The organism is Mycoplasma sp. CSL7475-4 (assembly GCF_024834065.1).
Classification (GTDB): Bacteria; Bacillota_I; Bacilli_A; order Mycoplasmatales; family Metamycoplasmataceae; genus Mycoplasmopsis.
In genome coordinates this window covers 1-14777 of sequence record NZ_JANUYA010000002.1, presented here as the reverse complement: position 1 = coordinate 14777, position 14777 = coordinate 1, and the positions used below count along the sequence as shown (strand labels likewise).

Sequence of the window (14777 nt, the reverse complement as noted above, 5' to 3'; positions counted from 1 at the left end):
TATTAACCTGTCATTTTTTTTATGATTAAAATAAATGATGAGAACTTTAAACTAATAATTATAAAATTAGAAAATATTTATAAGAAATTGTTTTCGGAAAAACAAATAATCAATATTTATGTCAATAATATTGAAGACAATAACGATATAAAAACACATCTAATTCATATTAAAAAAGAACATATTCCACATCTTTTGGGATTGCAATACTGAAAAAAAGCATTTAAAAGAAATAACACAATGAGGGATGATCAATTTTTGGAATATTTTTTCAATATTTTAAAAAATGAAAATAACCCAAAAACTAAATTAGAAAAAATACTGATTAATAATCCGTCATCTATTGGTGAAAATAATAGAAAAAAATATTCTATTAGTTCTTTTTTTGATTTTTTAATACATAGAATAATTGCCACTCGTTCATTTTTTGATTTGATTTATACCATGAGTTGTGAATTTGCTCAATTCTATTTTAGTTTTTCAACTAAATCTAATTCATTTTATTATGCTTGACAAGGCAAAAAAATCGGAATATTTGAATTAGAATGTATAAGTCTTAATAAGAATTATACTTATGAAACTTATATTTTAAAGTCATTGAAAATGATGCAAAAAAGAAACGAAAAAAATTATAAAATGTGTAATATCAGAAATATATCAATTAAATAAAAATGCCAGAGTAGTATACCTCTGTGCATTTTTTTGATTGTCAAACGCATAGTTGGATCGGCATTGCCCCCTTTTTTATGCATTTATTTTTATTTTATCTTCTTTGTTTTTTAGAACGGAAATAATTGATAATTTTTTTGATTTCGTAAGCGAAAACCAGTATAAGTCCTAAAGTAATTGAACTTGCTATCAATTCAGGAGCTTGTGTTAAATTACCCATTCTAAAATATTGTGCTATTTGTGGAACTAATCCAATTAATAAAATTGTGAATGCGGAAAATGAAACAGCTGATCAAACTAATCAATATTTTCTTATTGATGATACAAAAATTGATTTATCACTCATTAAATTAATAGTGTTAATACCACACGCTAAACCGAGCGTAATAAAGCCGGCTGATGAAGCGTATTGACCGACGTCTAAGCCGTTTTTAATTGCTAACTCGGCACCAATTACATACGAAACAAGCGTTGCAAGACTCAGTAATAAAGACTGTCATAATAATTCTTTACCCATTCCCCGAGAAAATAAACTCTCTTTTTTGTTATATGGGTCCCGATTCATTACATCTTTATCGCTGTTGACAAATCCTAGAGCAATAGCTGGTAATCCGTGTGAGACTAAATTAATTCATAGTAATTGACTTGCCCCAAAAATATAAAACTCGTTATTTACGCCAAAATATTTTTTATAAGCAAGAAAGAAAGCGACCATTCCGACTAGCATAACTATTGTTTCAACAAGTGATGACACCAGTAAATTCATGATTACAATTTTGATTTTATCGAAAGTCGAACGACCATTTTTAATGGCACCTACAATTGTGTTAAAGTTATCATCAACTAGTATCATGTCGGCAGCCTGTTTAGAAACATCAGTGCCAGTGATACCCATTGCACACCCTATATCAGCAACCTTAAGGGCTGGTGCGTCATTGACCCCATCCCCCGTCATTGCGACAACTTTTTCGTGTGCCTGTCATGCTTGCACGATTCTGAGTTTATCTTGTGGATTAACACGTGCGTAGACAGAAATTTTAGTTATTTGACTTCTTAATTCTTCATCACTCATTTTTGTTAATTCTTCACCGGTGATACTCAAATCACCTTCATTATAAATTCCCAAATCTTGAGCAATTGCTTTGGCTGTGACAATATGATCTCCGGTTATCATAACAGTTTTAATACCGGCCTTTTTTGAAATTAAAACACTTTGTTTTACATTGGCACGTGGTGGGTCAATCATAGCGATTAAGCCAATAAATTCTAAGTTATTTTCGTCATCAAAGCTTATTTGGTCACTATTTATTTTTTTACGAGCAACAGCTATAACTCTATAAGCTTTCTTTGCTCATTCATCGTTGATTTGAGTTATTTGTGAGTGATTTATGTTGACGGATTTAGAAATTATTATATCAGGTGCACCTTTTGTAATCATATATTTTTGACCGTCAATGATAGTCAAAATTGAGTGCATTTTGCGTTCACTATCAAATGGTAAGGAATGTAAAATTGAATTTTTGGCAATTAAATTTTCTTTTGTAATGCCCAAATCATAAGCAAATCTTAACATTCCAGTTTCAGTTGGATCTCCAACTTCATTAAATGTTTTGCTTTTTTCATCGTAGTTTATGTAAGCATCACTACATAAAGTTACATACTGAGCCAACGTATTAAAACTATTATTTTCGTTAGCTTTTGAAAGGAATTGATTTGAATTTAAATCAAATGCTTCAACAACCTTCATTTTATTTTCGGTTAATGTTCCGGTTTTGTCAGTACAAATTATTGACGTAGAACCCAGTGTTTCAACAGCTAATAAATTTTTAACCAATGCTTTTTGCTTAGTCAGATTTTTAACACCGACAGACAATAACACTGTGGTGAATGTTAATAAACCTTCCGGAATAGCAGCAACAGCTAAACTTATTGCAGTCACTGTTGAGTGTGTATACACGTCTAAATTAGTTCAAGAACCACTTATTAAATTATTCAATAAGACCTGAATGCCTAAACTAACAAATAATAAAACGATTCCACCAATTCCAAATAACTTACTTAATTTATTCAATTTGAATTGTAAAGGAGTACTGCTTTTTTGTTCTTTTTGTATTAAGGAATTTATTTTACCAATTTCAGTATTAATACCAGTGTTTTGAACAAATGCCTTGGCGCTACCTTTGATTATATAAGTTCCTGAATAAAGAATATGTGTGTTTTCGGCTAATGTTAAATTATCTACTTTATCCCAATTGGCTTTTTTATTAATAGCAAGATTTTCGCCAGTTAATGAAGACTCGACAACATATAAATTAGCTGATTCAATTAGTCTACAATCAGCATTAATTGTGTCACCAGCAGAAAAAATAATTAAATCTCCAGGAACTAACTCACTTGCTTTTATTTTTTGGGCAATCCCATCACGAATTACATTAGCATATGTTTCATTGATTTTTTCTAGTGCCCTTACTTCTTTGTCGGATTTGACTTCTTGGTATGCTCCGAGCAATGAATTTAGTGCAACAACTAATAAAATAATCCCTGGTTCAACATATGAAATAGTTAAATCAATGCTATCTTTTTTGCCACTTATATGTTCGTAGATAGCTAAACCAAGCGAAATCATTGCTCCTATTAAAAGCAAAATAATCATTGGGTCAATGAATTGTTTAAAAAAGGCAATAAAAGGATTTACTTTTTTGCTTTTTTGCAAAACATTTTCACCATATTGTGCTCTCGCTTTTTGCACCTGTTCGGTAGTTAAACCTGTGTATTTTGTTGCTTTATTTTTGTCCATATACCTCCTCTATTTTTTAATGAGATTATTATAAATAATAATCTATGATATTAAAAAAGTTATAAAAAAAATGGCGGAACAGAGAGGATTTGAACCTCCGCGGGTGTTGCCACCCCTACAGCATTAGCAGTGCCGCCTCTTCAGCCTCTTGAGTACTGTCCCGTTTTGCTTATTTATTATAATAAAAAATTTTTTTCAACAAAGAAAAAAATCAAATTTAAGATATTTTTATAAATCGAACTATTTTTAGTATTTTTTTTAAAAAAAGTAAATATACTCATAAAAAATTGTGTATTTACTTATTTTTAGTGAGAAATAACAAATAAAGTGATGACAATGAAGAAAGAGTTAGTTCATTTAAAACGATGTTTGCAAACTCGTTTTGCGAATATCATTTATTATAAGATACTGATTCAAATACTGAACCAACGGTCGTTATTTTACCTTGCTTTAAGCCCGAAACATCCACTAGAAAATTAAAAACTTTTTCATTCATTTGAGTAGTAGCAATAGCTACTGAAGAAGATACAATATTTTTGGCTGTTATTTTATATCCTGCTTCTTCGTTAATTTCGTTGATACAACACTCAATAGGTAATTGATTTTCTTCAATACTGCCCGTTACCGGAGAAGGATAGCATTGATCTCAACTTATTTTTTCTTTTATTTCTGGAAGCGGTTGATAATGTATCATAAATTCGTATTGGTCTCCATTGTGACGATAAAGTAGGGCAGCAATAGAATCAACGCTTTTGCGTTGGCAATATGTGAAACCTTTTTGAGATTTATATACACTCATTCACTCATTGGAAAATAACTTCTCGTTTTTGTTCATAAAATAATTTTACAAAATAAAAAAAGTTTCAACGAAACTTTATTAAACTAATGCTAATTCTTTGATTTCTTTATCTAGTTTTCTTAATTCAGCTATATCTCTATTTGCGACCGCTTCATCAATTTTTTGTATATATTTATCATATTTTTCTTTTGCTTCAGGATTTTGTTCTTTAGAACTTTTGAATACATTTTTAAAAGTAAGTAAATTGTTTACAAGAGTTTCAATTTCTAAGTATTGCTGTGCAATTTTTACTTTAACTAATAATTTTTCAGTACTATTAATCACTTCTTCTTTTGTGTGATCTTTTTTCGCTATAACAGCTTTTGAAGCGTTTATTTCTTGTTCTAAATTTGTTATTGATTGTAAATTTTGCTCTTTAAATGAGTTTTCATCGTTAGTGAATGGTCTTAATTTATTTACAGTAGTTTCACTGATTTTGATTAACTCATCCAAGTATTTTTCCTCGCTGCTTTTTTTTGAACTGCAACCAGCAGATAAAGCAACAATTGGGAATGCTGTAACACTCAATAATTTAAATATTTTTTTCTTCATAATTACTCCTATTATCTAATAATACACATTATTTTTTATTTTGATTTTATATATTCTAAAATAGAATCTTTTATTTTCTCGTCAGCCAAGGCATAATCGATTGTAGCTTTAACAAAACCTTCCACTGAACCTAAGTCATAGCGAACACCATCAAATTCATACGCATAAATTTTTTGGTTATATTTTTTGACAAGTTCATCAAAAGCGTCAACTAATTGAATTTCATTTTTGCCATCGTATTTGATGTTGGCTAAAATATCTAAAATTTCAGGGTTAAAAACATAACGTCCTAAAATTGCTTTATTCGATGGCGCTAATTCAAGTTTAGGTTTTTCAACTGCATCCGCTATTTCAAAATATTTGTTATTACGTTCGTTTTCGTTAAGTGGTTTAACAATTCCATACTTATTGATATCCGAATCTAAAACGCTTTGAACTCCTAAAATATTGCTTTGATTTTCGTTATAAAAATCAATCAATTGTTTTATTGCTGGCACTTTTGATTTAATCAAATCATCACCTAAAATTACTGCGAAAGGTTCATTATTTATCATTTCTTTAGCAACTGCCAAAGCATGTCCTAAGCCGTTTTGCTCATGTTGAATAATAAATTTTATTTTGTCTTTTCTATTGGTTTGTTGAACAATTTTCAGTAAATTATCTTTATTTTTCTTGTTTAGTTCATTTTCAAGTGCTTCGTTTTTATTGAAAAAATCTAATATATTTTTCTTACGCTCACTTATGATCAAAATTATTTCTTCAATGCCAGAGTCTAAAGCCTCATCGACTAATAAGTCAAGAGAAGGTCTGTTTAATATTGGAACTAACTCTTTATGAATTATTTTAGTCATTGGTAAAAATCTTGTTCCTCATCCGGCAGCGGGAATTATTAATTTTCTAACTTTTGCCATTATTTTCTCCTAAATGAATTGCTAATCATAGTGCATACTGTGATGTTTGAGTTACTTTATGTTTGGTCAGTGGTTCAATTTTAATGATGTCACCTTCTTGAATGTTATGCAATTTTTCATCTGCATCCATGATCGTTGCTTGACCTTTTAATAGAGCGACAAGTTCTATATTTTCATTTTGCATTCATGATGTTTTAGCGTTGAACGAGTGAATGATTTCGATTTTATGTTGCTCGTCATTGAATATTTGTTGAAATATTTCTTTGCCTTGATTTTTTACACTTAAATATTCAATTTCACTCTGACTTAAATATAAATTTTTCACTAACTCAATTATATTTTTCATAGATATATTTTACTAGTTATTGAGAGTTTGCCGAATTATTATTCGATAAAGTTATTTAATATATAATTTAAATTATGAATTTAAAACAAAAATTAATTTTATATTTAAGTGCAACTGTTTTCTTTATTTTGACAAGTATTACTTCTGTTGTCTTTTTAGTTTTGAAAACATCACTCATATGGTCGATTATGTTTACATTAATTTTATGTTTTAGTTTGTTACTTTTGGGATTGTTTTCTATAACAAGCATAAAATCTTATATTAGTCTGCAAAATAAAATTAAGTCATCTTATGAGAGATTTACTGATGAAATACTCGAATTTAATCAGTTAGGTACAATTATTTATGATTTTTACGGAAACATAGTTGATTGTTCACAATTTATTCGCAAACGCTTTGGCGATAAACTAATTGGCACCTCATTGACTTCGTTTTTCGAAAGTATTAATATTAATTTTGACAAAAAAAATCGTGAATATGAGTTTCAACATAATGGCAATTTTTATATAGCGAATATTTTTGATTTAGATAATTATGTTTCAATTAAAGATATATCACTACAAAAACGCACGCTATTAATGTATGACGAAGAATTGAGTGTTATTGGTGAGTTAGAAATTGATAATTACGCTTTATATCAATCAATATTGAGTGAAGATCAATTGTATAAATTAAATCAAAACGTGATTTCAATGCTCGATGGTCTGGTTCAAAAATATAATTTAATATTTCGTCAATATAACTCAAATGGTAAATTTTTAATCATTACCAATAAAGGATCGCTTGACAAAATGATCCAAGTGCAATTTGATTTTTTCAAAAGTTTGCACAATATTCTTAAGACGCAAAATAATAACATTATTGTTTCTATATCAGCTGGTTTTGCTTATGGTTCTAATAATTACATTTTAAAAACAGATTTAGCTAAAACGGCACTTTTACAAGCTCAAGGACGAGGTGGAGATCAAGTTATTGTAATTTCTCCGCACTCGCAGCCAACTTATTTTGGTTCAACAACTGAAATTTTACCAAGTGTGGACAGGACACGTATTCGTGCGTTTACTAAAGTTGTTGAACAAACATTGAGCAATAGTGCAATTGATAAAGTAATTGTTTATGGTCATGCTGTTGCCGATTTGGATGCGTTAGGGAGTGCAATCGGTGTGATTTCTTTAGCAAAAGCTTACAATAAAAAAGCATATATTTGTTCTTCAACACAAGACGAAACCACCAAAAAAGTACTCAAACAATATTGAGATGTTATTGGCGAATATATCATTAAACCTCAACAAGCAAACAAAATTAGTGACGAAAATACTGTTGTTTTCTTTGTTGACAATGCGCATCCAACTCGTACAGATAATCCTGAAGCGATTAAAAATATTAGTTCAAAAAATATATTTATCTTAGATCATCACCGGATGAAATTATCAATAGATTTCGCCCCCAAAGAAAATAGAATTGTGGCAACAACTTCTTCATCTGCTAGCGAATTGGTGACTGAAATGTTAATGTTTGCTGACAAAAAAATTAAACTAGATTTAATCACGGTGCAAATGTTATTGAATGGAATTTGTTTAGACACATTGCAGTTTCAAAAACACGCAACATCCAAAACATTTGAAGCTGCTAGTTGATTAGAAGCGCGGGGCGCTAATTCCACAACAGCAGCCAATGCATTAAAAATTAATGCTGAAACTTATGATAAAGTTAATGAATTATTAGCTTCTTTAGAAGAAGTAAAAGAAGGTTTTTTCTTAGCTTATGCAGATATCCCAATGCCCGACGATATAATTTCAATTGCAGCTGAGGAAATTTTAAGAATTGATGGGCGTCGTGCTAGCTTTGTTGTCGCACGACAAGAAAAAGGCGATAAGTATAAATTATCAGCCAGAGGTATTGATACTAATGTGCAAATCATTTGCGAAAATGTCGGCGGCGGTGGCGGATTTGCAGCTGCTGCGGCAATATCGACAGATGATTTAGAAACATTTATCAAAAACATCAAACAAGCAATAGTAGGAGTGAAATAAAATGAAAGTTATTTTAATTAAAGATTCAAAACATGGTAAAGCCAACACAATAGTGGAAGTATCTGATGGCTTTGGTGCTAATTTTTTAGTTGCCAAAGGTTTTGGAGTTCCATATAACGAAAAAACAAAATATCAATTAGAAAGACGTTTAAGCGATTTAACAGCCAACGAAATGGAATTACGTTCACAGGCACTAGAATTAAAACAACAATTAGAAGCGGATAAATTAGTTTATGAATTAGACGCTTTAATTGACGCACACGGCAATTTAATTGTTCATAAATCTATTTCAACAAAAGATATTAACAAAGATTTAGTTAAAAAAGGATATAAATTAGATAAATACGCAGTGCAAAAAGTGCACATTGTCTCAAACGGCTTACACGAGATTGATATCGTTGTTTACAAAGATATCGTTGCCAAATTTAAAGTAGAGGTAAAAGTTAATGTCAAATAATAATTATCCTTCCAGCGAGATGCCTTCGTCCGGTATAAAGCGTTCTAAATATATTAATGTTGCGTATGAATACGCAGTTTTAGGTTTAATTTTATCGAATGAAAATTTAGCAGATAATATTATTCCATTTATGCAAGAAGAAGACTTTGGCGATTTATCTTGTCGTCAACTTTTCAGCATTATGTCTGGTCTTTATGAAGCAGATAAAAATATCAATAACGATACAATTTTAGCAACTGCACAGGCCAACAATATTCCGCTAGTTAACACACAATTATTAGTCAATGTTTACTCATCTAATGGTCTGCGTTCGAATATTCAAATGTATCTTGCCGAATTAGAACGTTTGACACGTTTAAGAACTTTGGAATTTGAAATCGACCAAATTAAAGCGACATTGCAAAATAATCGCAAACCAATCAACCCACAAGACATGATCACTAAAATTCAGGAGTTGTTGCAAAAATTAGACAGCGCCAAAAAAGGTGGCGATTTCCATACAACTCAGGAAGTTAGTGATAAATATTTTGAAAAATTACAAAAATTACGTGCTTCAAACGGCCAAGAAATCAGTGGAATCAGAACTGGTTATACTGATTTAGACCGTATAACACAAGGTCTTCATAGTTCGGAATTGGTCGTGTTAGCTGCTCGCCCTGGTATTGGTAAAACCGCATTTGCTTTGAATATCGCAATCAATGTTGCAAGACAAAAAAAGAAAGATGACCCTAGCCGTAAAAATAGAGTGGCATTTTTCTCTTTGGAAATGTCACCTGAACAATTAATGGGTAGAATTTACTCAATTACTACTGGCGTTGAACAAAATAAATTGAAAAAACCACAAGATCCTAAAAATGGTTTATCTGACGCAGATATTATCAAAATAACCAGTATAAAGAACAATTTTATTGACAAAATGCAACTTTTCATTGACAATACATACGACAATGATATCGACACAATATTATGAAAATGCCGCCGTTTACACAAAAAAGAAAAATTAGACTTAATTGTAGTCGATTATATGCAATTGATTGCCGGTGGTAAAGGACATCGTGGCGAGAATCGTCAATTAGAAATCACAAGAATTTCACGTAATTTAAAAACACTTTCACTAGAATTAGAAGTTCCGATCATTGTTCTTTCACAACTTAATCGTCAAACAGAAACACGTGAAGACAAAAGACCGATGTTAGCCGATTTAAGGGAATCAGGTTCGATTGAAAATGACGCCGACATTGTTATGTTCTTATATCGTGAAGATTACTATAATCGCAAGAACAAAACTGATACTGACCAACAATTTAACGGTAAAATGGGTGAACCCGTTCAGTTAATTATTGCTAAACACCGTGCCGGTGAAACCGGTGTAATTAATTTAAGAATGCTTTTACATTTAGGTCGTTTTGAAAACTTTGAATTTTATAAAGGCATCGACATTGATGAAGGTAATGAATAATGGATCGAATAATAATTATTTTGATACCTGTACTTATTGTATTATTAATTCTTTCTTCAGTCTTTTCAAGTTGCGAAACCGCTTATTCAACTCTTAACCCAGGAAAATTAGAAACAATGATTGACCGCAAGGAATTTGGGTCAAAAATCATTAAAAAACAATATAACTTTTTCAATCGAATGTTAGCACTGATTTTGATTTGAAACAATATTGCTAATATCGGTCTTTCATCGGCGCTTTCATACGTAATGTCAAAATCGCTGATAGGGAATGCCAGTGAATATTCTGCACTAATTTCAACAGCTGTTTTAACTCCTATTATTGTCATTTTAGGGGAAATAATACCCAAGTTAATTGCCAAGTCACATCCTGAAAAAGTTGCAAAAATATTTTGCTACCCTTTACAAGGTCTATATTACTTATTTTTCCCAATTATTTGATTAATTAGCAAAATAAGTAAAGACATTTATGTTACTAACACCGAACAGGATGTTAAAAATTTAATTGATGTAGCCCACACTGAAGGTATTTTAGAAGCTAATGAAAGTATCATGGCACAAAATGCACTAGATTTAGACACAACCAAAGTCAGAAGACATTTTGTAAAGCTTAAAGATATGTCTTTTGTGTCTTATAAAGCAAATATTACCGAAGCGCTCAATGTATTTAAAGAAACAAATTATTCACGCTTGCCAATTGAAAAAAACGGTGAGTTCTTGGGTATTGTATTGCTTAAAGATATTTTCTTTTTAGAAAAAGGGAAAATTATCGATTATATGAAAACTATACCGACAATTAGTGCTAATTCTACTTTAGCAATTGCTCTAGAAACTTTACGTTCGCAAAGAGCACAAATGGCCTTCGTAACAAACAACAATTCCTCACGTGAAGTTTTAGGTATTATTACTATTGAAGATATTTTAGAGGAAATTGTCGGCGAAATATACGATGAATACGATGAAGAAGAATTAAAAGATTTCTTCGAGATTAGTTTAGAGTTATTTAGAGTTAATGGTGCCGTTAAAATGCGTGAGTTAATTTCGCGCATGAATCTAGATTTCGAAATTGATGACAAATTATTGAATTTAAATGTACAAAATTTTGTCAAAAAAAATAATAATGGCAAGCTTACAAAGTCAACCAAAATTGAGTTTCAAGGTGTGTTTTTTAAAGTTATCTCAGCACCCAATAAAAAACAAAAACATTACCTTTTTGAAGTTGAAATCGGAACACAAGCACCAGTTAATGTTGAGGCAACTGCAGAATTTTAAAATAGGTAATCCTATTTTTTTTATATGGAATTTTATTTCCACAAATGAATAAATAATTTAGAGATGCTTTTTTATCCAGTAAAAAAGCTAAATTGTGCAGTAAAAATGAGCTTTTTCAGTCTAAAAACGAAGTTTTTTAAAAAAACGCAATTTTTCATTATATATTAATTTGAGAATTATTTTAAAAATAAATTATTTTTTTTGTGGAAAAAGTTTTATACTTATTATGAAATATATGAAATTGTCTCGGTACGAGTTAAGTCGCTCAAAATAATCATCTCGTATTTTTTCTATATTTCAAAATCGATTGCTAATAAAAATTGCTCGTTTTATTTTTAGTGATCACTCGCACACGTTCGTTTACTATTCATTTTCGATAATAACTTATCTTAATTTTTATTTCTTTCTATATGAAATCTACAAAAGTTTTCGATAGTTTCCTCCTATTCGATTAATTACAAATTTGTTTTCCTTTTCGTTGTTTATTATCGCTAATAAAACTTTCTGTTTTATGTTTATTATGAATAATATTAAACAAGTCTTTGATTAATTGACTTGTTTTTAATTTGCTTTAATTCAATAAATATTGAAATTTAGTCAATTTTTACTGTAATGTATTGATAATATTAAATGTATTTGCGAAATATAACGTTTTCAATGTATAATATGAAAACTTATTAAATAAATATTTTAAATTAATAAAAGAGGTATAAATGAGTATTAAATACGATAAATATATATCGTCATATTTTCATAAAACTGAAAAAATAATTGAAACATTTAATCCACAAAATACTATAAAATTGCAGTTTTTTCAAAGAAAAAACAATGTTATGGTTGCTGGTATGAATGAGGTTCTAGATTTATTAAAAAACAATACTGATACAAGTAAATATACAATCAGATATATTCCTGATGGCGAAATAATCAATAATTTAGATATCGTTTTAGAGCTAGAAGGACATTATCAAGATTTTGGTAAATACGAAGGGATGATTGATGGTATTTTAGCTCGTTCATCAACTATTGCTACAAATATGAATCGCTGTGTTAAGGCCGCTAATGGAAAAGATGTGATTTTTATGGGCGATCGTGCTGATCATTGACTTCTACAAGAAATTGATGGCAAGGCAGCTCATTTAGGGGGAGCATCATCAATGTCAACTGAGGCACAAAGCGTTGTTCAAGACACAGATTCCACATTTGGTTCAATACCACATTGTTTAATTCAAAATTTTGATGGCAATACTGACGAAGCAATGAAAGCCTACGCAAAGTTGTTTCCTGATGAAAAAATAATTTCTTTGGTTGATTATCACAATAACGTTATTCGTGAGTCTTTGAGTTCATACAAAGCAATAGGTAAAAGTTTGTGGGGTGTTCGTCTAGATACTTCTAAAAACATGAAAGACCATATGTTTGATAACGAAGAAGATAATCCTGAATTTTACGGTGTTAATATTGAACAAGTTAAGAGATTGCGTAAAGCATTAGACGCCGAAGGTGCTAACGATGTCAAAATTGTTGTAAGTAGTGGTTTTACTGCCGAAAAAATTGCAAAATTCGAACAAGCGAACGCGCCTGTTGATGCGTATGGCGTTGGCCAAGGCATTTTTTCTCCTGCTATATCATACTCAGCTGATGCAACAATTTTGAATGGTCATCAACAAGCAAAAGAAGGGCGTGGCTATCGTGAAAATCCAAAATTAGTAACTTACAAAGGTGAATTTTAAAATGGATGCATTTTCAATTACAATAGTTGTCCTTCTAAACTTAGCTTTAATGATTTTTGGTTATTTTATTGGCTCGCTCAATACGTCAATCATAATGTCGAGAAAATTTAAAAAAGATGACGTTCGAAATCACTTTTCAAAAAACGCTGGAGCAACTAACTCATTGAGAACCTATGGTAAAAAGTTTGCTTTAATTGTTTTTGTCTTTGATTTTATGAAAGTAATCATTCCGACATTAATTTTTGCCGGTTTAGAAAATCATTTATTTCCCGAATTCGCTAAAGAATATTGAATGAGCCCACAATCAATTGGCCTTGGGGTCATAATCGGTCATTGCTTCCCTGTCTTTTTCAATTTTAAAGGCGGCAAAGGTGTTGCTTGTTCATCAGCATTTATTTTGTCTATTAATCCAGTTTTATGATTAATTGCTTTTGTTGTTTTTTTCAGTATAGTTTTAATTTCTAGAAAAGTTTCCTTAGGATCGATATTAACATCAGCAATCATTGCTCCGTTGATTTTTATTCCTTGATTTACACAAGGTATAACTGGATATTGACTGAATTTTGTTAATTTATCAAACAACATCAGTATTTCACATTTGCAATCTCACTGATATGTATCACCAGTTTATTTCTTAATCGCTGCAATCCTAGTTATTATCTTACACCGTAGTAATATTGAAAGATTATTGAAAGGTACTGAGTCAAAATTAGGTTCAAAAAAAGTTAAATAATTAGACCACAAAAACCCGAATCGTCTAGATTCGGTTTTTTATCGCAATTTATTTTGGTTTTTAATCTAAATCAAATTTAAAGACAATTATTAAATTAATTTTTATTTGGACTTATATTTTTGATATTATTTACTAGGTTGACTCCTTTTAATTCAACCAAAATTTAATATGTATTAGGAATGGTTAGATAAGACAAGCCATTCTTTTTATTTCTTCGAAAATTTTTTGCATTTCCTTATAGATTTCAATACTAACTTCATAAGTATGTTGCATTAGCGGATTTAAATCGTAGTTTTTTTCTTCTAATTTGTGTATCACGTTATATAAATTAATCGCAAATATTCTGCTGTTTTTGTAGAGTTCATACATAGGTTTTGAAAACATCTCGGTAGATGATATTTTGTACTGTAAGCAAAATTTTTGAAAATCATTTAACTCATCACCTTTTAGTATTAAAGTGTTGAAAATAATGTTGTTGATGCTTATTTTAATTTCGCCTTTACTATCTATCATTATTCGTGCATCATCATCGGGTCAAATTTTCAATTTTTGTCCTTTTTCATTCACTGCAACATAATACTGATTTTGATACTGAAATGTCGAAGCATAAGCTTTTCTTTTAATTTATAGATAGACTTTGTGTTCGTTTTTCGAAGTGTCGCATGTCCTAAAAATATTTTGTTTATGAGCGTAAAATTTATTGTTTCATTGATGAAAATCATTGATTAAAACTTCCTTGTTTTTATTAAAATCCGTTATTGTTTTAATGCCTAAATTTTTAAAATGGATAGGGAAAAATCGTTGTATTGCGTCGTTAGTGCGCTCAACAAGAGGCTTAAATATAGCTACACTAGAAGATTCAACTTTTATGTTCTTTTTACTCATATTTTCTACAAAAGGTGTGTTTTTCGCTTCATTTCCGTAAAAAGTTCTTCTTTTATCAGTTCTTATTAAGACTGGAAAACCTCATTTCGAAAA

General features: G+C 30.1%; 14 protein-coding genes and 1 tRNA gene. 7 read left to right on the top strand and 8 right to left on the bottom strand.

Going from position 1 to position 14777, the window contains the following annotated elements:
* The first annotated feature begins 21 nt into the window (after positions 1–21).
* On the top strand, positions 22–669 hold the full coding sequence (locus NXS15_RS01090) for a hypothetical protein (protein WP_259290034.1): 648 nt from the start codon (positions 22–24) through the stop codon (positions 667–669).
* A 94-nt stretch (positions 670–763) separates the two neighbouring features.
* On the opposite strand, the gene NXS15_RS01085 is transcribed toward NXS15_RS01090, so the two are convergent.
* From NXS15_RS01085 to NXS15_RS01060, 6 genes are all read right to left on the bottom strand, one after another.
* Positions 764–3466, bottom strand: a complete 2703-nt coding sequence (locus tag NXS15_RS01085; RefSeq protein WP_259290033.1) for a cation-translocating P-type ATPase — start codon at positions 3464–3466, stop codon at positions 764–766.
* Positions 3467–3537: 71 nt separating this feature from the next.
* A tRNA-Ser gene (locus tag NXS15_RS01080) sits at positions 3538–3628 on the bottom strand.
* 133 nt (positions 3629–3761) lie between these two features.
* Complete coding sequence (locus NXS15_RS01075) at positions 3762–4301, bottom strand: NUDIX hydrolase (RefSeq protein WP_259290032.1); 540 nt, start codon at positions 4299–4301, stop codon at positions 3762–3764.
* Positions 4302–4343: 42 nt separating this feature from the next.
* Entirely contained in the window at positions 4344–4856 is a 513-nt protein-coding gene (locus NXS15_RS01070; RefSeq protein WP_259290031.1) for a hypothetical protein, read from the bottom strand.
* Positions 4857–4891: 35 nt separating this feature from the next.
* Positions 4892–5767 (bottom strand): UTP--glucose-1-phosphate uridylyltransferase, encoded by an 876-nt coding sequence (locus NXS15_RS01065; RefSeq protein ID WP_396888594.1) that lies wholly within the window; start codon positions 5765–5767, stop codon positions 4892–4894.
* Positions 5754–6113 carry a hypothetical protein gene (locus tag NXS15_RS01060; protein ID WP_259290030.1) on the bottom strand — a complete coding sequence of 120 codons (360 nt, stop codon included), beginning with the start codon at positions 6111–6113 and terminating at the stop codon, positions 5754–5756. Before NXS15_RS01060 ends, NXS15_RS01065 begins: the two co-directional genes overlap by 14 nt.
* 74 nt (positions 6114–6187) lie before the next feature.
* Between NXS15_RS01060 and NXS15_RS01055 the strand changes: the two genes are divergently transcribed.
* From NXS15_RS01055 to plsY, 6 genes are all read left to right on the top strand, one after another.
* A complete protein-coding gene (locus NXS15_RS01055; RefSeq protein WP_259290029.1) occupies positions 6188–8146 on the top strand; it encodes a DHH family phosphoesterase in 1959 nt (652 codons plus the stop codon).
* 1 nt (position 8147) lies between these two features.
* The gene (rplI, locus tag NXS15_RS01050) at positions 8148–8603 is read left to right on the top strand and encodes a 50S ribosomal protein L9 (RefSeq protein ID WP_259290028.1); all 456 of its coding nucleotides are present in this window, start codon (positions 8148–8150) and stop codon (positions 8601–8603) included.
* Positions 8593–10062 carry a replicative DNA helicase gene (locus NXS15_RS01045; RefSeq protein WP_259290027.1) on the top strand — a complete coding sequence of 490 codons (1470 nt, stop codon included), beginning with the start codon at positions 8593–8595 and terminating at the stop codon, positions 10060–10062. The genes rplI and NXS15_RS01045 overlap by 11 nt, the downstream gene beginning before the upstream one ends.
* Positions 10062–11333 carry a CNNM domain-containing protein gene (locus NXS15_RS01040; protein WP_259290026.1) on the top strand — a complete coding sequence of 424 codons (1272 nt, stop codon included), beginning with the start codon at positions 10062–10064 and terminating at the stop codon, positions 11331–11333. Before NXS15_RS01045 ends, NXS15_RS01040 begins: the two co-directional genes overlap by 1 nt.
* A 713-nt stretch (positions 11334–12046) precedes the next feature.
* Positions 12047–13066 (top strand): nicotinate phosphoribosyltransferase, encoded by a 1020-nt coding sequence (locus tag NXS15_RS01035; protein WP_396888592.1) that lies wholly within the window; start codon positions 12047–12049, stop codon positions 13064–13066.
* A 1-nt stretch (position 13067) separates the two neighbouring features.
* Complete coding sequence (plsY, locus tag NXS15_RS01030; RefSeq protein WP_259290025.1) at positions 13068–13799, top strand: glycerol-3-phosphate 1-O-acyltransferase PlsY; 732 nt, start codon at positions 13068–13070, stop codon at positions 13797–13799.
* Between the two features lie 183 nt (positions 13800–13982).
* On the opposite strand, the gene NXS15_RS01025 is transcribed toward plsY, so the two are convergent.
* The gene (locus NXS15_RS01025) at positions 13983–14366 is read right to left on the bottom strand and encodes a hypothetical protein (RefSeq protein WP_259290024.1); all 384 of its coding nucleotides are present in this window, start codon (positions 14364–14366) and stop codon (positions 13983–13985) included.
* A gap of 57 nt (positions 14367–14423) precedes the next feature.
* Positions 14424–14777: hypothetical protein (locus NXS15_RS01020; protein ID WP_259290023.1), on the bottom strand; the 354-nt coding region annotated here is incomplete at its 5' end.